Here is a 19,266-nt window from a genome sequence, read left to right as displayed (position 1 = left end):
CCGCCCGGCACCTCATACAAGCAAAAAAACCGCGCGCTCTTGCAGATTTTTAGTCTCTGTGCCCGGCGATCCAATCCTCGTCAAAACGTGAATACCAGACAGATCTGATTCAGTCAGAGTATTTGTGCTCAATGTTTATTCGGAAGGGTTTTCTAGCATTGACCCCTAATGCAAACGTCCTGCGTCGAGCGCGACCAATTGAAATTGGCTGCGCCGCTCCCGGTCCACTCGCTGGGCGTGACGACGACGCGGATTTATCAGCCAATCCAAGCAGGGGGGAACATGCGTTGCGGGTGCGATTCTGTGGAAAGCGGCGTGCATGCGGTTTCAAAGGCAACCGGTCACGCCAAAATAAAAAAATCTATATTCGTTGATCGCGGGAAAGCCGGCCCAGGTGCTTTCAGACACCGCCGTGCAACGTGTTTCATCGCGAGCGTGGCGTTGCTGGCGCCGGTTTCGGCGCTGGCGGACATTATCGGTGAAAGCGGTGTCGCCGGCGTAGGTGGCACATCCGGCATGCGCGGCGGCGATGGCGGCGCCGGGCACACCGCTGTCGTTATCACGGACACCACGCCGTTCGAGAACGCGGAACGTCTGATCGGCGGCGCGGGTGGCGGTGGCGGCGGTGGCGGCGGGGGCGGGGGCCAGGTAAGCGGCAGCGGCGGAGCCGGCGGCAATGGCGGCCAGGGCGGACACGGTGTCGAGCTGTCCGCGGACGGCGCGGTGTTGACCAACCGGGATCTGATGCAAGGGGGCGCCGGTGGTGGCGGCGGGGGCGGCGGCGGCAGCGCGTTCAACATGGGGTCGGCCGCCGGCGGGAGAGGCGGCGATGGCGTGGGCGGCGCGGGCGGCGGCGGCGGCGGTGGCGGCGATATTCCCTTGAATGGAGTGCCTATGCTGCCAGGCGACGGCGGCAACGGCGGTCAGCCAGGGCTGGATGGCACCGTGGGCTCCGCTTTTTTTGGCGCCGGCGGCGGCGGTGCGGGCGGCAGCCTTAATCCGTTTGGCTGCGAAAGCGCCAATGGCGCCGATAGTGGTTGCGGTGGAGCGGCCGGGGCCGGCGGCGGGTTGGCCTACGGCGCGGGTGGCGGGCAGCCTGGCGCCTCCAACAACCTGAATGGCACGAACGGCGCGAACATCGTTTCTTCCCGGACGGGCGCCGGAGGCGGGGGTGGCGGCGCGCCCGGTGGCCTGGGGGGCAGAGGCGGCGGCGCCGAAGGCGGGCCTACGGGGTCAAGCGCTGGCGGCACGTCGTTGGGCGGCTATGGCATACACGTCGTGGGCGCCAACACTGTGATCACGAACGCCGGCCGCATTGTCCCGGGCACGGGGTCGGAGCAATCGGTGGCGATCCTGTACGCCGATACGGCCCACAATTCAGTGCTGAGGTTGCAGGCCGGCAGCGATATCCAGGGCACCGTAGATGCCACCCGATCCACCAACAACAAGCTGGTGCTTGACGGCGCGGCAGGCGTCGACCCGACGACCGGCGCTTCAATGGCTTTCGACGTTTCGAAGTTGGGCGCTGCGGGGGGCGTTGGCGCCAACAAGGACGTGTACCAGGGCTTCTCCGCTTTCGAGAAAGCCTCCGAAGGCGCCTGGCAATTGGTCCATGCGCCCACGCAGGCACGCACCGCGTGGCGCATCACGGGCGGCACATTGGCCATTACCAGCGGCGACAGTCTTGGCAGCACGCTCGATGCCGTGACGCTGGACGGCGGAACGCTGCAGCTCCAGGACAACGCGGCCCTCCACCATGATGTGGTCGTTGACAGCACGGGCGCGATCAGCGTCGACGACGGACAGCAGTCAGTGCTGCACGGCGTGCTGACCGGAAACGGCAGCGACTTTGCCAAGACGGGCGGGGGCGCCCTGGCCATCGCAGCCGACGGCAACTTCCACGGCGTCACGCATATTGACGACGGCACGCTGCTACTCGGCGCGGGCGGCACAAGCGGCGCCATCGGCAGCGGCGCTTTCATCAACCACGGCACGCTGGCGTTCAACCGCGCGGATGACTTTGTGTTCGGCAATGCGATCGCCGGCACAGGGAATGTGGTGAAAGCGGGCCCGGGCCTGACGACGCTGACGGGGCCGCTGACTTACACCGGCTTGACACTGCTGAACCAGGGAGAACTGGCCATTGACGGTACGACGCTGGGCTCGATGTCAAGCGCGGCGGGCGTCATGGCAAAGCTCCCGCCGCAACACACGCTGACCTTGCGCAATGCAGAGTTGAACGGCTGGATGCATGTGCCGGACACATTGAACGTGGATGCCTCCAGCCGCTGGAACATGTTCACCGGGCCGGACAATCCCACATACAACCCCGTATACGCGACCACCAGTCACGGGACCATAATTAGCTTCGCTGGCGAGATCAACCTTGCCGGCCGCATCAACTTCATGCCGCCCGGCACGGCCAATGGCCTATCCGGCGGCAGCGTGCTGGTCGCCGACAACCTGAACGGCCAGGACGGTATCGTCCAACTGCATGTGCAGTCGACGGAAACCGGATTCACCGATCTCATTCGGCTCAACGGCGGCGCCGTCGGAACGACTCATCTGGTTCTGCAAATGGATGAATCCTCCGTTGGGGACGCGCTTACCGGCGACGGCGTGATGGTTGTCCAGGCAAATGGCCCGACCGACAACGCGTTCGTGCAACGGGAGGAAACGCCAGGGGCAAACCGCAGAGGGGCTTTTCTCTACCGGTTGCAACACGGATCAAATGTTGTCAATGGCGTACAGGTTGCTCCGCATAATTGGTATGTGCGCAGCGAAGCGCGGCCCGAGGTTTCCCTGTATTCCCAACTGGGCAATCAGGCCGCGCGCCACGGAGAACTGACCGTCGGCACGCTGAATGACCGGATGGGGGCCACCGAAAGCCTGGCCCGCAAGGTTTACCCCATCGTGTGGGCACGCAGCCTGGCGGACTTGGGGCGTAATCACGGCAGCAGCGCCGGACTGGCCGCGCAAGACGTCGCGACGCGCTCCAGGCTGGCGGGCGTCCAGCTTGGAACCGACGTCTATGTAAACTTTCAAGGCTTGTCGCGGCGCAGTGCGGGGGTCTTTGCGTCAGCCAGCACCATGAAGACCGACGTGGACCATTATCTGGACGTCAGCAAAGAAACCGTCGACGCGGGGCGCAGCGAGCAGACGGCGTATAGCTTGGGCGGCTACTACACGCTGCTGGATGGAAAGGGCAGCTATCTGGATCTGGTCACGCAGGTCAGCCGCTACGACGTCAAGGCCAATTCGGCTGCGGGCGCAGGTCAGTTGACCACCACGGGGTGGGGCGGCTTGATTTCCGCGGAGGCCGGGAAATCATTCGCCGTCGGCGACGACGCCAGCAACCTCCGGCTTGAGCCCCAGGCGCAGGTGATCTATCAGCGGATCAAGTTCTCGGGCGGTCAGGACGACGCAAGCGCGGTGGAGTTTCCCGGCGTGAACAGCCTGACGGGCCGACTGGGCCTGCGCCTGTCCAAGACATGGGATGCCGATTCCGCCAAGGCCAGTACGGCTTGGGCGACGGTCAACCTTCTAACCACCGCAGGCCACTCGTCAAGCCGCTATGCGACGGCCACGCAGGGCGACATCACCTTCAAGAACAAACTTGCGGGTCCGCGAGCGGGTTTGACGCTGGGATACGACAGCCTGCTGGGCGGAAATACTTTCCTGAATGTTCAAGCCGGCACCGAACAAGGCATCGGTAGCCGCAAGTCCAGCAACTACAACCTCAACGCCGGGATCAAAATCATCTTCTAACGATGGCGCAGCATCGCGCGCGCTACTTACTTGACGACGTAATTCTTCGCCTCGGCCTCGCCCGCCCACTTGCGCAGCGCGCTGATGAACTCCGGGCACACATTGCCATCGACGCTGGTGTCGGTGATGACGCTGTCCTGCATGCGCATCAGCACCTTGCACTCATACACGCGCGTGCGGTTGGCGTAGTGGCCGGTGCTGCTGTTCTGGAACACCGGCGTGGCCGCCGTGGTGTTGGTGGCGGGGATCATGCCTACGACTTGCTGGCTGGTGCTGTCCACCACCCATTCGGTGTAGGGGGCGGACTGGTAGTCCGACCATTCCAGCTCCATCGTGTTGCCCACCGGCCGGATTTTGGACGGCTCGCCCAGCGCCGCAATGGCGTCGTCGATGGAGCGGCCTTCCATGTTCATGGCGACGTTCACGCTGGGCGAAAACGACAGACCCGACTTGAAGACCTGGCTCAGCGACGGCATCGTGGAGCTGCCGCCGGTGGGCATCGGCGCGCAGCCGGCCAGACCCAGCGTGAGGAGCAGGCCGGTCAACAGAAGGAAGGAACTGCGGTGTCGGTTGGAATGCGGTGTCGGCTTCATGGTGTGTGGTCCAGGCTTGCGGGGTGGCAGGTCCCTCGGTAGGCGAGGACACGGCGCCGATTGTTTCTGTTCGTGACGGGGCCATTGATCGCTGGCGCCCTCGACGGCAATTCGCGCGGCCGAGACAAGGATGGCCCGCGCTGGAAAGTGCGACATTTTTACCGAAAAAAGGGGCCGGAGTTCGCAATCCGAAGTGTGAAATTTGTTACCTAATATGCCGGTTGCGCAACGCCATAGAGGGACGGACCCCGGGGACGCTGCGCTAAGATCGTCCCCGCCCAATCCACTGGATTTCACGACGATCATGCCCGCTCGCTTTCAATTCCTGATCCGCGCCGCGTTTGCGGCCCTGGCCCTGGTGGCGGGGCTGGCATCGCCCACGGCGCACGCCGCCGAAAAGCTCTACGGCGGCATCGCCACGGACGGCAAGCATTCCCGGATTTTCTGGGTGCTGCCCGAAACCGACGGCAAAGCGGCTGAAGCCGCCGCGCTGGCTGAATGCCGCAAGGCCGGCGGCAAGGAATGCAAGGTCTTGAGCTGGTTCTCCGACAGCTGCATGGTGTATGCGCGCAACTCCGTTCAGGATCTGTTCCCGGGCAACAGCGTGTCGCCCGAGATGGCCGCCAAGAAGGCGATCCGGCGTTGCACCGCCGGCAGTCCCGACGGCAAATGCCGCCTGACCACCATGCCGCTGTGCGTGGGCCCTGGCTACAGCGCCGCCGACATGCAGGCGCCCGTGAAGGCCACGGCCGCCGATCTGGAGCGGCTGTCGGCCAAGCTGAACCAGCGCGAATACTGGGGCGCCATCGCCGAAAACGAAGAAGGCGGCCTTCTCTATGCCGACGGCTATCCCAACGAGAACGATGCGCTGTCCAAGCTGCTGGATTGGGAAGACTGCAAGGGATGCCGCAAGGTGTTGACCTACACCGATAGCTGCGTGGGCATGGCATGGCCTAAGGGCGCCAAAGGGCGTGGCACCAACTTCACTGTTCTCAATCCCGATCCGAAGACGGCCCGCGATGAGTCGCGCGCCGCGTGCACCGCCAAGACCGGCAGCCCGGCCTGCGTGGCGATGGTGCGTTGCTCGGGCCGTTCGTATATCGACGGCTATGCGGGCGAGGACCAAAAACCGAACTGACGGCGGCGCACGATGCCGCTTGCAATACAAACGGGCCTGAGGGCCCGTTTTTGTTGTTGAAGCCGCCGCGTGGCGCGTTGTGCCAACGCGAGCAAACGATCGTCGAACATATGCAAATAAGCCCGCGTCTTTAAGGCTTCTGGCAATGTCCAAGCAATTACAACCTCTTTGTCTGGTTGTACTTGCGCGGCCTAGAATCAGCCTTGTTCCATAGCAGGCGGCAGGGCATGTCATCGCGACTTTCGATCGAATCGGTACAGCTTCCATTCCTGTCGCAACGGCATCAGGCCGTCCGCGATTTCTACCATCGGATCATCGGTTTGGAAGAGATGCCGGGCGACGGCGACCGCCTGCGATTCGCCTTGGGCGACGCCACGTTGTCGCTGTCGCCGGTGGACAAAGTGAGCCGCGCGGTCAAACCCGACTACCTGGGCATCAAGGCCAGCGCCTACGACGACATCCTGTCGCGCCTGCGCCAGGCGGGCCATCATCCCGTGTGCTCGCTGCCGGATGCGCTGCCGCGTGTCATGTACGTGAAGGATCCTTCCGGCAATCAGCTGGCCATCCTGGACTGAGGCGCGCACGATGAACTTTCAGCAATTGCGATCCGTGCGCGAAGCGGTGCGCCGCGACTTCAACCTGACCGACGTTTCAGAAAGCCTGCACACCTCCCAGCCTGGCGTCAGCCGGCAGATCCGTGAACTGGAAGAAGAGGTGGGCGTCGACATCTTCGTGCGTTCGGGCAAACGTTTGATCGGTCTTACGCCGCCCGGCGAATTGATCCTGCCGCTGGTGGAGCAGATCCTGCAGGCGGCCGACAACATCCGCCATGCGGGCGCGGAGTATGCGGACAGCCGGACAGGCGTGCTCTCGATCGCGGCCACGCACTCGCAGGCGCGCTATGCCTTGCCGCCGGTCATCAAGGAATTTCGCCAGCGCTACCCCGAGGTCGTGCTGCATCTGCACCAGGGGTCGCCCAGACAGGTCTCGGACATGCTGCTAGAAGGCGAGGCCGACATCGGCGTGGCGACCGAAGCCGTGGCGGACTACCCAGGCCTGGTGAACCTGCCGTGCTACCGGTGGAGTCACAGCGTCATCGTGCCGCGAGGCCATCCGCTGGCGCGCCAGCACGACGGCGTCACGCTGTCGCAGCTATCGCGCTATCCCATCATCACGTATGGACGCGGCTACACGGGCCGCGCGCATATCGACGAAGCCTTTGCACGCGCAGGCATCACGCCCGACATCGTCATGACCGCGATGGATGCGGATGTGATCAAGACGTACGTGGAACTGGAATTGGGCGTCGGCATCGTGGCCGCAGTGGCCTGGGACGCCGAGCGCGACAGCCGGCTGTGCGCCATCGATGCGCGGCATCTGTTCGAGATCAACCTGACGCGGCTGGCGATCCGGCGCGGCGCATGGCTGCGCGGCTACGCCTTCCACTTCGTGGAGATGTTCGTGCCCACGCTGACACGGGAAGTGGTGGAGCGAGAGTTGAAGGGCGACGGCTGACGCCGCCGCCATCGGGGCGAAAAAAAAGGAAGGCGCGGTGCCTTCCTTTTTCATTTCGCAACGACCGGATCAGCTCTTGATGAATGCCAGCAGGTCGGCGTTGATCACGTCCGCGTGGGTCGTCAGCATGCCGTGCGGGAAGCCCGGATAAACCTTCAGCGTGCCGTTCTTGAGCAGCTTGACCGACAGGCGCGAGGCGTCGTCGATCGGCACGATCTGGTCATCGTCGCCATGCATCACCAGCGTCGGCACGCTGATGGCCTTCAGGTCTTCGGTCTGGTCGGTCTCGGAGAAAGCCTTGATGCCTTCGTAGTGCGCCTTGGCGCCGCCGATCATGCCCTGGCGCCACCAGTTGTTGATCACGCCCTGCGAGACCTTGGCGCCGTCGCGGTTGAAGCCGTAGAACGGGCCCGCGGCCACGTCCAGGAAGAACTGCGCGCGGTTGTCGGCCAGCGCCTTGCGGAAGCCGTCGAAGACTTCGATGGGCGTGCCGCCCGGGTTCGATTCAGTCTTGACCATCAGCGGCGGGACGGCGCTGACCAGCACGGCCTTGGCGACGCGGCCCTGCGGCTCGCCATGGCGGGCGACGTAGCGGGCGACTTCGCCGCCGCCCGTCGAGTGGCCGATGTGCACGGCGTTGCGCAGGTCCAGATGTTGAACCACGGCGGCGGCATCCGCGGCGTAGTGGTCCATGTCGTGGCCGTCGCTGACCTGGGTCGAGCGTCCGTGGCCACGGCGGTCGTGCGCAATGACGCGATAGCCCTGGGCGAGGAAGAACAGCATCTGGGCGTCCCAGTCATCGCTGGACAGCGGCCAGCCGTGGTGGAACATGATGGGTTGGGCCGTCTTGGGGCCCCAGTCCTTGTAGAAGATTTCAACGCCGTCGGGGGTGGTGATCGTGCTCATGTCGGGTTCTCCGGGGGTTAGTTGGACCGCAGGGATAGACTAGGGCCTTATGCGTCACCGGGAAATCCTACGCTGGGCTTGGCGCGTCATACAAAGGTATAAGCGGGATTTCGCGGCGGATGTGTCCAATCCGCCACCACCCGTCTTTACGCGGTCTGCGCGCCTTGCAGCGCGTCGGCCACGCATCGCGCCATGGCTTCACCGTCCACCGGCTTGTCCAGGTACGCACAGGCGCCCAGCGCCAGCAGCCGCTGCCGCGCCGCCTCGGTGGGGAAGGCCGTCATGAAGATCAGGGGAAAGCGGCGCCCTGACGCGATGAGCTCGGCCTGCAGCTGATCGCCCGTCATGGGCGACATCTGGACATCGGTGATCATGCAGTCCGGGTCGCTGCCTCGCGGGTCGTTCAGGAACTCGGGGCCCGAGCCATAGGCGCGCACCTCGTAACCAAGCGAGCGAAGCAGGCTGCACAGCGCGATCCTGACCCCATCGTCGTCGTCGACAACCGCGATAGTGGGAGTGTGGTTCATGTAAGAAAATCCTTCGGGCCGGTCGGATCACGATGCGCATCCGATGCCCGGCATGTTCCGTTATGAACCTTTGCGCCTGCCGCGAAAATCATACAGAGGTTTGTCCCATCCCCGGGTCAGGACGCGGAAACGCCCAGCGCCTCGGCATGGCGGACCAGATCGGCGAGCGATCGGACCCCCATCTTGCGCATGACGTGGCCGCGGTGGATCTTGACGGTGATCTCGCTCAGGCCGATCAGGCCCGCCACCTGCTTGTTCATCAAGCCTGACACCACGTGCGCCATGACCTCCCGCTCGCGCGGGGTCAGGGTCTCGTAGCGGGCGCGCAGGCCGTCCATGGCTGCATCGCGGGAGCGGCGCTGGGTGTCACGCTCGATGGCGGCCGAAACCGCATCCAGCATGTCCTGTTCGCGGAATGGCTTGGACAGGAAGTCGACCGCGCCGGCCTTCATGGCGCGCACGGTCATGGGAATGTCGCCGTGGCCGGTGATGAACACGATCGGCAGGTCGATGCCTTGGCGGATGAGCTGGTCCTGGAAGTCCAGGCCGCTGATGCCCGGCAGCCGCACGTCCAGCACGATACAGCCGGGCGCGTCGGGAATCTGGGTCTGCAGCAGTTCGGCGGGCGACGCGCACAGGGTGGTGCGCAGGCCGATCGAGCGGAACAGGCTGTCCAGCGAGGCGCGCACGCTGGCCTCGTCGTCGACGACGATCACCTGGGATTGCGGAGCGGCGGGCGCGGCCCCGGTGGCGGAGAGGTGGTTCATGTGGAAGGGTTCCCCTGCGTGGTGGCGAGCGTCAGCGTGAAGGCCGCACCCGCGCCAGGCTTGTTTTCGACGGTAAGGCTGCCGCCATGGGCCTGCGCCGTGGTGCGGCAGATCGGCAGGCCCATGCCCATGCCTTGCGGTTTGGTGGTGAAGAAGGGATCGAACAGGCGTTCCAGGTCGTCCGGCGCGATGCCCGGACCGGTATCGCCCACGGAAACGGCGACCAGACCGTCGTCGTGGCGCCGGGCGCTGACGGACAACTGGCGGGCCTGCGTCTGGCCGGACATGGCCTGGCTGGCGTTGACCATCAGGTTGACCAGCACCTGCTGAAGCTGGATCCGGTCGCCCATGATGAGCGGCAGGCCCGGCTCGATGTCCACCTGCAACGCCACGCGCTCGCGCGTGAGTTCGTGCGCGACCAGACGGGTGGCTTCGTCGATGACGGCGCCGATATCCAGCGGGGCCTGCTGCACCGGCGCCTTGCTGAGGAACGCGCGAATGCGTTTGACGATCTCGCTGGCGCGCCGGCCTTCGGAAATGATGCGTTCCATGGCCAGCTCGACCTCATGCAGATCGGGCTGGGGACGGCGCAGCCAGCGCATGCCCGCGTCGCCGCTGGTGACGACCGCCATCAAGGGCTGGTTGACTTCGTGCGCGATCGACGCCGTCAGTTCGCCCAGCGTGGCGACACGCGCCGCGTGCGCGAGTTCGGTCTGCGCCAGCAGCAGCGCGTCCTGCGCCTGCCTGCGCTCGGTGATGTCCACCACGAAGACCAGCACGGAACCGTCCACGTCGTCGGCCGGCGGGAAGGTGATGGTGAACAGCACCGGCACCCGCGAGCCGTCCGCGTGCACGACCTCGGTCTCGCCTTCGTGGAAGGCGTCGCCCTGGGCAAACGCCGTCAGGGACCGCGCAAACATGCGGTCGTCTTCGCACAGGATGTCGTCCACGGAGTAGGGCGCGCTTGGGGCGGCCGGCCGGCCCACCATGGCCAGGAACGCGGGATTCATGTCATCCACGTCGGTCAGCTTGCGCATCTGGCCGATGAATTCGGGATGCTGGGCGAGGTGGGCGGTGAGGGCGGGGCCATCCATCAGACCCAGGGCGGTCAGCTCGGTGCGCACGGCGCGCCAGTCTTCCTGGATGACACCGATGCGGCTGGCGTCGAACATGCGGCGGTAGCGTCTTTCGCTGCTGACCAGCGCGGTGTAGGCGGCCTTGCGGTCGGTGACGTCGCGATGCGTTTCCATGACGCCGGTGACCCGGCCCTGATGATCCCGTTGAAGCACCCAGCGGCTTTCCAGCACCAGCGTGGCGCCGGCCTGGGTCTTCTGTTCCAACGTACCGTCCCAGCTGCCGGTAGACAGAAGTTCGGCCTCGATGGCCTCGCGGCGGTCGGGGTAGCGGGTATGCAGCAGGTCATCGGCAACGCGGCCCAGCGCCATGCTGGCGGGCCAGCCATAGGCGTCTTCGGCGGTGCGGTTCCAGAAGTTGATCACGCCTTGGTGGTCGCGCACGAAGATCATGTCGTGCGACAGATTGAGCAGGCGCGCCTGCGCGGCGAGCCTGCGGGTGGCGCTCTGGTTTTGAAGCGCCAGCAGCGCCGCAATGCCGATGGCGGCCAGGCTGACCAGCGCCCGGGCCGTGGGCGAACCCACATGATTCAGACCGTGGGAATTCAGATAGGCCGCGATGGTGAGCACGATGCCGCCGGTGCCCGCTACGATGATGTCCAGGCGCCGGAATGTGCGCGCCGCAAGCAGCACCACCACGACATAGAGCACGGCCACGGCGCCGTCGAAGTCGGTGAACGTGTCCACCACGGCAATGACCAGCGCCAGCAGCAGGGCGGCCGCGCGAAACAGAAATTGCATGCGATGCGGGCCCGCGGTCTCCGGGGCGCCGGGACGCGACTGCTGCGGCGGCTGGCCAGGTGCGCGGCCGAGTGTCGACGTGAGCAAGATCCACCTCTGGGTAAGGGCGCGCGCGTCGGGCAGGAAACCGGGGGCACGCAATGAGACCCGCACATTATCAGCCATCTTTGGAAGAAGACACGCGTATTTCCTGGGTAAACCTTGGTATGACCCGAGAAAACGATGAGCCGATTTTGCTGGCGGGGCGCCGTGGCTATTCTGGTTTCCATCGGGAATCGAAGCCCGAATCGTGAAGCCAACCCCTGAAGCCAACCCGGAGAAATTCCATGAACGATCTTTCGCTTCAAAGCCGCATCACCGCTCCCCTGCGCACCCCCACCGACCTGGGCGCCGAGGCCAGGGTCGACATCGCCGCCGCCCTCACGGGCCTGCTGGCCGACATGTTCGCGCTGTATCTGAAGACCAAGAACTTTCACTGGCATATGTCGGGTCCGCACTTTCGCGACTATCACCTGATGCTGGATGAGCAGGGCGACGAGATCTACGCCACGACGGATGTCATTGCGGAACGCGCCCGTAAGGTAGGCGGCACGACGCTGCGTTCGATCGGCCACATCCAGCGCCTTCAGCGCCTGGCCGACAACGACGCCGACTACGTGACGCCCGAAGACATGCTGGCCGAGCTGGCCGACGACAACCGCCGTCTGACGGGCTTCCTGCGCGCCACGCACGCCGTGTGCGAGGAACACAACGACGTCGCCTCGACCAGCCTGATCGAAAACTGGATCGATGAGGCCGAGCGCCGCACCTGGTTCCTCTACGAATCGACCCGCGCCGCACGCTGATCCGACCCGGCCACATGCAGTCCTGACCTTCGCGCCGCGTGCGGCGCGTCCAGGAGACGTTTCATGTCATACGACTATCCCGCGGCCGTCCTGCCTGCCGGCACGACCGCTCCGTCCTTCGCCTTGCCGGCCACGCCGGACCAGACGGTTGCGCTGGAAGAATTGCGCGGCCGGCCGCTGATCCTGGCGTTCTATCCCGCGGATTGGAGCCCCGTCTGTGGCGACCAGATGGCGCTGTACAACCAGATCCTTCCTGAATTCCACAAGGCCGGCGCGCAGCTGGTCGGCATTTCGGTGGACGGGGTCTGGTGCCACGCCGCGTTCGCCGCGGACCGCAAGCTGCATTTCCCGCTGCTGGCGGATTTCGAGCCCAAGGGCGAGGTCGCCCGGCGCTACGGCGTCTATCGCGAACAGGAGGGCATCGCTGATCGTGCGCTGTTCGTCATTGACGCCGAGGGCGTCATCCGGTGGAGCTATGTGTCGCCGCTGGGCATCAACCCGGGCGCTGACGGCGTCCTGGACGCGCTGGACAAGCTTGCCCCCGCTTTGCAAGGAGTTCAATCATGAGCCGCCTTTTCATCCCCGTGAATGCCCAAGATCACGCCGAAGGGCCGGACACCGCGCCCGTGACGCTGGTTGAGTATGGCGATTACGAATGTCCGTATTGCGGCGAGGCCTATCCCGTGCTGAAGGCGGTGCAGCGTGCGCTGGGCGACCGGCTGCGCTTCGTCTTTCGCAACTTTCCCATTTCGGAACTGCACCCGGACGCGGTGGCGGCGGCGGAATTTGCCGAGGCCGCCGCGCAGGCGGGCAAGTTCTGGCAGGCGCACGACATGCTTTACGAGCGCCAGAACGCGTTGAAGGAGAGCGATCTGTTCGCCTACGGCGAGGAGATCGGCTTGTCGCCGCAGGTGCTGCACCGCGCTTTTGGCGGGGCGTTCGACTCCAAGATCGAAGTGGACTTTAGCGGTGGCGTGCGCAGCGGCGTGAACGGTACGCCCACGCTTTTCATCAATGGCGTGCGGTACGACGGCCCGCGCGATGCGGACAGCCTGATTGACGCGCTGAACCAGGCGGCGCGTACCGCGCCGGTCCATGCGTGAAGGGGTAGGGACCGGCATCGCCCGGTCGCCGCGTTGCCCTGGGACTTAAGTCTGGCGTTTTGCTGCCGTTACATTTCTCAAAGGAACCCCGGCCGGGTGGCAGGCTTGCCTCCGGCTTTCCAGAGGAAGAGACGCCATGACATCCGTTGCCTCCATCGGCCCCGTGACCACGATCGGTCTGGCGCCGCCAGCCACCGGCGTGACCCGTGCGGGCGACAAGGCCGATATCGCGGCCGTGCCTGCATCGACGACGGTCACGCTTGGCCAAGGCACGTCCCCCGCGCTGACCTACACCTCGCAGCCGGCGGCCGCGGGCGTGGTCTGGGAGCGCGACGCGGCGGACAAGGTGTCCTCCGTCATCGCCGACACGATTTCCGCGCGCACACTAGCCGGGCGTCTGGAAGGCGTGGCTTCTGCGCTGCTGGACCGGTTCCAGACCGACGGCACCAATTATTCGCAGTCTGCCAGGTTGTCGCCGGGCGCCGGCCAGATCGACGCCCTGGGCAACGTGCAGGCAGGTACGGCCACGCAGGCCGAGGATGCCTACACGCTGCGCATCACCACGGCCAGCGGCGTGAAAGTCCAGGTCAGCCTGACCAACACCGCAGATGGCATTGGGGTGCAGATCGACGTGGCCGAGGGCGAGCTGTCCGACACCGAGCGCAAGGCCATCGCCGGTCTATCCGAGGCGTTCCAGGACGCGGTGGACGGCCTGGCGTCGGTGCCGCCGCGCATGGCGTGGTCCAGCCTGGCCAAGTTTGATTCCGCAGTGCTGTCGTCGGTATCGCTGCAGGCCACGACCACGACGGATGGTGTCGTTTCGCAATCCATCGATTTTTCCGCGGACAGCAAGCAGCGGTCGCTGACCATCAAGAACGCCGACGGCGTGGTGAAGGTCGACGTCGACGTAAGCAAGGCCGCGCTCTTTGGCAATGCGCAGCAGCGCGCTGCGGCCGTCAGCGATTATCTGCAGCAGTTCGACGCGGCCCGCAGCCGCGGCAAGGGCAACGAGGCCATGATGGCGGTGTTCAAGGACGCATTCGCCGAACTGCACCAGAGCTACGAGGCCGGCGCCGCCCCGTCCAGCCAGTCGCCGCGCATCGTGGCGGCCGGCTACACGTACCGAAGCCTGCTGTCGGGCGTGGCGGACTTCTCGGCCTCGATCTCGCAGACCATGGACGCGAGCAATCCGTACAGGACCAGCGAAGTCGATCAGTTCACCTATCAGGTCTCGCAGAACAGCAGCACGAGCGGCCGGCCCTTGTTCGATTTGGGTGTCAAGCAGGAGCAGCGTGCCAATCTGACCGCTAGCTACCATTTGGCACTGACGCCGCAGCAGACGCTTGACTTGTCCAAAGACAAGGACTCGCAGAACTACAAGTTCATCCAGATCAAGGACGAGGTCACCAGCCAGACCGGCATCCAGTACGAGCTGGGCGCGCTGGCCGAAGCCACTTTCACGCATACCCGCAATCTGTCGACGCGGGTGCAGTCGTACGTGAAGGGCGAGCTGATCGAAGACACCTTGACCCCCGTGATTGAAACCCGCACGCGCGACCTGCTGTCGCTGGTGCGTGCCGCGGAGCTGGAGCCTTCGGAGAGCGAGCGCCTGCAGCGCCGGGACCCGGCGGCAGCGGATGCGATGCTGCTGAACAAGCATCTGGCGCTGTCGCGCGCAGTGGCGCGGGAACGGCAGGACTGAACGGGCTGCGGGGTCGGAAGATCGCCCGCAGCCGAGCCGCTTTTTACTTGAACAGCGCGGCGTTCTCTTCCAGCACCGCATCGGCGCATTGCGCGTCCAGGTTGCCGCCCGGTGCGCCGGCCACGCCGATGCCGCCGATCACGCTGTTGCCGGCCTTGACCGGCACGCCGCCGCCCAGCAGCAGAAAGCCCGGAATGTCGGTCAGGTTGGCCGCGCCGGGGTTCTTTTGCGCGTTTTCCATCATGGTCAGGGTGGGGGTCTTGGCAGACACCGCGGTAAACGCCTTGGCACGGCTGGCTTCGATGGTGTGCGGGCCGGCGTTGTCGGCGCGCGCAAAGGCCTTGAGCAGGCCGGCGCGGTCCACCACCGAGGCGCTGACGTTGTAACCCTTGGCCTGGCAGGCGGCGACAGTGGCGGTCGCGAGCTTCTGCGCGTCGGCCATCGACAGGTTGTTTTCGCTCAGCACGGCAGCGTTGGCGGCGCCGGCGAAAGCCAGCGTGGAGAGCAGGGCGGCGAGCGTCAGTTTCTTCATGGTCTGCATCCTTTTCGGGGGTGTTGCGGTAGGAGCAGACAGTGTGGCCAAAAGGCCGCGGGCGCGGTATACGCCCGACTACGCGCGCGCCTCCGTAGCGTTACGGAGGCGGCGCCTCAATCGAGCAGCGTCGCGTACTGGCGGATCAGCTGAGCCAGCGACTCGGCTTCCAGCTTGGCAAAGACGTTGGCGCGATAGGTCTCGACCGTGCGCGGCGACAGATCGAATTCGCGCGCAATCTCCTTGTTGCTCATGCCACGCACGATGCGTTCCAGCACCTCGTGCTCGCGTCCCGACAGCCGTGCCAGGCGGTCCGCCGCCGCCTGCGTGACGGCGAGGCGTTCTCGGCTGGCGATGTGCGTGCGCACGGCCGCCTGGACCGCATCGAGGAAGACGTCGTCGTCGACCGGCTTTTGCAGGAACTCCATGGCGCCGCCCTTGAACGCGCGGCGGCACAAGTCTACGTTGGCATGGCCGGTCAGCATGACCACGGGCAGGTCTGACCGTTCGGCCAACTGCGCCAGCACGTCCAGTCCGCTGATGCCGGGCATGCGGATGTCCAGCACCACGCAGCCGATCACCGGCTGCGCCAGCGCGGCAAGAAACGCCATCGGGTCCGCAAAGCCCGCGCTACGCAGGCCAACGCTGCGCAGCAGCAGCCCAAGACCGTCGCGGACCGCGTCGTCGTCATCCACCAGATAGACCAGCGGGGAATGATCGTTGGGATTCATTCGGCGGCTCCGGCCTGCGGCAGGCTGACGGTAAAACAGGCGCCAGCGGGGCTGAGATTGCGCGCGGCTATGCGGCCGTCCATGGAACCGGCCAGCGTATCGCACAGCGCCAAGCCCAGACCCATGCCCTGTTCGCGGGTGGTGAAGAACGGTGCGAAAAGGCGCGGCATGGCGTCCGCGGCAATGCCCGGGCCGGTATCGCTGACGCTGAACTGGTAGCTGCCGTCGGCTGCGCGGCCTTCCAATGCGATCTGGCGCGTGCCCGAGGCGCCGTCCAGCGCATCCGCCGCGTTCTGCACGAGGTTGTGCAGGATCTGTTCGAGGGCTACGCGATCGCCCAGCGGCCGCGCGCCGGGACTGGCGTTGGTCCAGGTCAGGCGGATGCCTTGTCTTGCAAGCTCCGGCTCGCGCAGAAAGCGCAGCGAGGCCACCAGCGCGTCGGGGTCGATGGCTTCGCGCCGCGCGGGCGAACTGGGCTGCACCAGCGCGCGCATGCGGCTGATGATGTCGGCGGCGCGCTTGGCTTGTTCGGCGCTGGCAAGCAGCGCGTGGCGCACGACCGGGCGCTCGTCCTCGTCATCCAGCAGGCGTGCGGCGGCGCGGGTTTGCGCCAGGATGGCGGTCAGCGGCTGGTTGAGCTCGTGCGCGATGCCGGCGGCCATTTCGCCCAGCGTGCTCAGGCGCGCCATGGCCGCCAGACGCACCTGTTCCTGCTGCCGGCGCGCTTCTGCGCGCGAGCGATGCCAGGCGGCGGCGCCGGCCACCAGCAAGCCGCTGGCCACGGCCCAGGCCAGCCACGCGGTCCACGGCCAGAATCCGGGCGTCAACGTGCGGGTGCTGCGCATCTGAAACGGCTGGCTGGCCGCGCCCAGCGGCTTTTGCAGCGCCAGCGTCCAGCCGGGCAGCGCATCGATGGGTTGCTTGTCCAGCAGCGGTAGCGGGGTGCGATCCACCGTCAGGGTCAGGTTGCCCAGGCCCGGCGGAAAGTCGGCGGCCGGCACGAGCTGCCGCGCGTCGATCAGCAGGCTCCACCCGGAAGGCGATACCAGCCAATAGCGCGCGTCGTCGACGGCAATCGTCACGGGGCGACCCAGTTGCCGCGCGCGCTCCACTGCTTGTTGCAGGCCAGCCGGCGCGGGCAGGCTGCCCGCCCAGACGCCGCCCGGCAGATGGCCAAGCCCCAGCAACTGCGGCATGGCGGGCTGCAGGCTGGGGAAGAGACGTTCGGGAGCGGGTGGATGCGACAACGCGGCAAGCGTGGCCAGGACGGCTTCATGCTGCACTGTCTTCTGGCTCAGCATGCGCTGGGCGATGCTGGTGCTCTGGAAGAAGCGCTCGTACTGGTCCACGTACTCCTGCCGCGCGATCCAGATTGCGCCCAGAAAGAACAGGACCAGCCAGCAGATGAAAGCGCGCGTGCGCGAGAGGGGATTCACGCCGGCAATTATGCCTTGCGGCAAATGCGCACCGGAATCCGTAGGGCTACGGAGGGTCAGGCGGCCAGCTTGTGCGGGCCGGCGCCGCCCGCGGGCTGCGAGTTCGCGGACACTGCCATCTGATACAACGCGGCCACCAGGTCCGATTGCGTCACCAGGCCCTGCAGATGGCGCGATTCGTCCAGCACCGGCACGCAATGCAGGCTGTCCGACATCGGACGGGCCAGCTCGATCACGGGCAAGCCGGGTGTGGCGAATGGCACTTCGCTGCGCATGCAGTCGGCCACCAGCAGGTCGGGCGCGGATTCGGTATCCGAGGGGACCGGGGTCAGACGGCTCTTTCTCGCCAGCACATCGTCCTGAGCGATCATGCCGGCGTAACGGCCCGCCGAATCCAGCACGGGCAGGGCCTGCACGCGGTGCTTGTCGAAGAGGCGGACCGCGTAGTCCAGCGGATCCTTTTCCATCACGGTCACCACATCGCGCGACATGATGTCGGCGCAACGCACGTCGCCAAAACGGCGGATGCTGGCGCGCAACTCCGCAGCCAGCACGATCTCTTCCAGGTCTTCCTTGCTGATGTCCAGCAGCTCGCCGCGCTGGCTCAGCGCTTCGTCCAGGTCGGTTCGCGAAAAGCCCAATCGTGCGCTGGGAATCGGATCGCGCGTGTTGTGGCCGGCAGCCGGTTCCGCGTGGCGGCGGGGATAGTTGCGTTTCAGCGCGCCGTTAAAGACCACGGCGATGCACAGCAGGATGACGGAGTTCAGCGCAACGGGCCACAGGGCGAAGGCGTAGCCCAGCTTGGCGACCGCGGGGCCCCCCAGCACGGCGGTCATCGCGACGGCGCCGCTGGGCGGGTGCAGGCAGCGCAGCGAAAACATGGCGCCAATGGCAAGCGCCACGGCCACGGCCGCGGCGATACCTGGGACAGGAATGAATTGGGCGCAGAAGACGCCAATCAGGGCAGACACCAGGTTCCCGGCCATCAGCGACCAGGGCTGGGCAAGCGGACTGGCAGGTGCTGCAAACAGCAGCACGGCCGACGCGCCCATCGGGGCGATGAACCATGGATTGTCGGCGCCCAACGCGTGACGTCCCACCCACTCGGTGCAGAACAGGCCGAGCAGGGCGCCTACCGCGCCGTAAAGTTTCTCGCGTCCGTTGACGCCCACGGGCGCTGGCGCGAACGACCCCAGCCAGCGCTTGAATGCAACACCCAAGACAATCTCTCCTCGCGACGCATTGATATGTCGCGGGGCGACAATTTATCACGCCGCTTATTTCCTGGCGGCATGAGCTTATGCCGCGCAGGCGTAGTCGAGACTGAAAAGCGGGTGGATCAGTCCTTGCCGGTTTCGGCGCCCATGCGTGTCAGCAGCCGCGTCAGTAGCGGGCGCATGGCGTGCAGTTCTTCGAGGTGAGAGGCGGACAGATCTTCGAGCATGCGCTCGGCCTTGGCAGTCAGCACGACCTCGACGCGGCGTCCGTCTTCGGGGTCGGCTTCGCGGCTGACGAGATCCAGCCGCGCCAGACGGCCTACCAGTTCGGCGGCGGTGTGCGGTCGTATCAGCAGACGGTCGGCGATTTCGCCGACATACAGTCCGCGCCGTCCGGGCGCGGTCTTGCGCGTGCCCTTGATGGCGAGAAGCGCCTGATGCTGCTGCGGCATCAGGTCCAGGCCCGCGGCCGCGCTTTCGCTGAACGCCGCGAATTTTCGCAGCGCATAGCGGAAATCCGCGAGCAGTTCGTAGTCGGCGGGAGACAAGCGAGTGGGTGTCGGGGAGGCGTTCACCCGGCGATTCTAATATATGTCGTGGTACGATATATAT

Annotated in this window: 18 protein-coding genes; 8 read left to right on the top strand and 10 right to left on the bottom strand. The window is 65.8% G+C overall.

Going from position 1 to position 19,266, the window contains the following annotated elements; translation table 11 throughout:
* Positions 1 to 168 precede the first annotated feature (168 nt).
* On the top strand, positions 169 to 3,768 hold the full coding sequence (locus AB3147_RS14730; protein ID WP_367352258.1) for an autotransporter outer membrane beta-barrel domain-containing protein: 3,600 nt from the start codon (positions 169 to 171) through the stop codon (positions 3,766 to 3,768).
* 26 nt (positions 3,769 to 3,794) lie between these two features.
* Here the strand turns inward: AB3147_RS14730 and AB3147_RS14725 are convergent, their stop codons facing one another.
* A complete protein-coding gene (locus AB3147_RS14725) occupies positions 3,795 to 4,361 on the bottom strand; it encodes a hypothetical protein (protein ID WP_367352257.1) in 567 nt (188 codons plus the stop codon).
* 304 nt (positions 4,362 to 4,665) lie between these two features.
* Between AB3147_RS14725 and AB3147_RS14720 the strand changes: the two genes are divergently transcribed.
* The 3 genes from AB3147_RS14720 (at position 4,666) to AB3147_RS14710 (ending at position 7,014) form a co-directional block, all read left to right on the top strand.
* Complete coding sequence (locus AB3147_RS14720) at positions 4,666 to 5,499, top strand: DUF4189 domain-containing protein (RefSeq protein WP_367352256.1); 834 nt, start codon at positions 4,666 to 4,668, stop codon at positions 5,497 to 5,499.
* Positions 5,500 to 5,726: 227 nt separating this feature from the next.
* On the top strand, positions 5,727 to 6,074 hold the full coding sequence (locus tag AB3147_RS14715) for a VOC family protein (RefSeq protein WP_367352255.1): 348 nt from the start codon (positions 5,727 to 5,729) through the stop codon (positions 6,072 to 6,074).
* Positions 6,075 to 6,084: 10 nt separating this feature from the next.
* Positions 6,085 to 7,014, top strand: coding sequence for a CysB family HTH-type transcriptional regulator (locus AB3147_RS14710; RefSeq protein ID WP_367352254.1), 930 nt, complete (start codon positions 6,085 to 6,087; stop codon positions 7,012 to 7,014).
* Positions 7,015 to 7,083: 69 nt separating this feature from the next.
* Here AB3147_RS14710 and AB3147_RS14705 read toward each other — a convergent pair whose 3' ends face one another.
* The 4 genes from AB3147_RS14705 to AB3147_RS14690 form a co-directional block, all read right to left on the bottom strand.
* A complete protein-coding gene (locus AB3147_RS14705) occupies positions 7,084 to 7,920 on the bottom strand; it encodes an alpha/beta fold hydrolase (RefSeq protein ID WP_175121403.1) in 837 nt (278 codons plus the stop codon).
* Between the two features lie 146 nt (positions 7,921 to 8,066).
* Positions 8,067 to 8,447 (bottom strand): response regulator transcription factor, encoded by a 381-nt coding sequence (locus AB3147_RS14700; RefSeq protein WP_218344018.1) that lies wholly within the window; start codon positions 8,445 to 8,447, stop codon positions 8,067 to 8,069.
* Between the two features lie 116 nt (positions 8,448 to 8,563).
* Positions 8,564 to 9,214: a response regulator transcription factor gene (locus AB3147_RS14695; protein WP_279971057.1), complete on the bottom strand. Its 651-nt coding sequence runs from the start codon at positions 9,212 to 9,214 to the stop codon at positions 8,564 to 8,566.
* Entirely contained in the window at positions 9,211 to 11,088 is a 1,878-nt protein-coding gene (locus AB3147_RS14690) for a PAS domain-containing sensor histidine kinase (protein ID WP_175121406.1), read from the bottom strand. The genes AB3147_RS14695 and AB3147_RS14690 overlap by 4 nt, the downstream gene beginning before the upstream one ends.
* A gap of 326 nt (positions 11,089 to 11,414) precedes the next feature.
* Here AB3147_RS14690 and AB3147_RS14685 point away from each other — a divergent pair, with 326 nt between their 5' ends.
* From AB3147_RS14685 to AB3147_RS14670, 4 genes are all read left to right on the top strand, one after another.
* A complete protein-coding gene (locus AB3147_RS14685) occupies positions 11,415 to 11,933 on the top strand; it encodes a Dps family protein (RefSeq protein ID WP_175121407.1) in 519 nt (172 codons plus the stop codon).
* A 63-nt stretch (positions 11,934 to 11,996) separates the two neighbouring features.
* The gene (locus tag AB3147_RS14680) at positions 11,997 to 12,500 is read left to right on the top strand and encodes a redoxin domain-containing protein (RefSeq protein WP_367352253.1); all 504 of its coding nucleotides are present in this window, start codon (positions 11,997 to 11,999) and stop codon (positions 12,498 to 12,500) included.
* Complete coding sequence (locus AB3147_RS14675) at positions 12,497 to 13,036, top strand: DsbA family protein (RefSeq protein WP_175136409.1); 540 nt, start codon at positions 12,497 to 12,499, stop codon at positions 13,034 to 13,036. Before AB3147_RS14680 ends, AB3147_RS14675 begins: the two co-directional genes overlap by 4 nt.
* A gap of 136 nt (positions 13,037 to 13,172) precedes the next feature.
* Positions 13,173 to 14,738: a hypothetical protein gene (locus AB3147_RS14670; RefSeq protein WP_367352252.1), complete on the top strand. Its 1,566-nt coding sequence runs from the start codon at positions 13,173 to 13,175 to the stop codon at positions 14,736 to 14,738.
* A 43-nt stretch (positions 14,739 to 14,781) separates the two neighbouring features.
* Here AB3147_RS14670 and AB3147_RS14665 read toward each other — a convergent pair whose 3' ends face one another.
* The 5 genes from AB3147_RS14665 to AB3147_RS14645 form a co-directional block, all read right to left on the bottom strand.
* Positions 14,782 to 15,270, bottom strand: a complete 489-nt coding sequence (locus tag AB3147_RS14665; protein WP_367352251.1) for a GlcG/HbpS family heme-binding protein — start codon at positions 15,268 to 15,270, stop codon at positions 14,782 to 14,784.
* Positions 15,271 to 15,386: 116 nt separating this feature from the next.
* Complete coding sequence (locus AB3147_RS14660) at positions 15,387 to 16,001, bottom strand: response regulator transcription factor (RefSeq protein ID WP_105239080.1); 615 nt, start codon at positions 15,999 to 16,001, stop codon at positions 15,387 to 15,389.
* On the bottom strand, positions 15,998 to 17,437 hold the full coding sequence (locus tag AB3147_RS14655) for a sensor histidine kinase (RefSeq protein WP_367352250.1): 1,440 nt from the start codon (positions 17,435 to 17,437) through the stop codon (positions 15,998 to 16,000). Before AB3147_RS14655 ends, AB3147_RS14660 begins: the two co-directional genes overlap by 4 nt.
* Before the next feature lie 56 nt (positions 17,438 to 17,493).
* Positions 17,494 to 18,657, bottom strand: a complete 1,164-nt coding sequence (locus AB3147_RS14650; protein WP_367352249.1) for an HPP family protein — start codon at positions 18,655 to 18,657, stop codon at positions 17,494 to 17,496.
* Between the two features lie 119 nt (positions 18,658 to 18,776).
* Positions 18,777 to 19,229, bottom strand: coding sequence for a MarR family winged helix-turn-helix transcriptional regulator (locus AB3147_RS14645; protein WP_175136414.1), 453 nt, complete (start codon positions 19,227 to 19,229; stop codon positions 18,777 to 18,779).
* Positions 19,230 to 19,266: the final 37 nt, after the last annotated feature.

Source organism: Achromobacter animicus (genome assembly GCF_040775605.1).
In the GTDB taxonomy this organism is placed as follows: domain Bacteria; phylum Pseudomonadota; class Gammaproteobacteria; order Burkholderiales; family Burkholderiaceae_B; genus Achromobacter; species Achromobacter animicus.
This window is presented reverse-complemented; position numbering and strand designations above follow the sequence as displayed.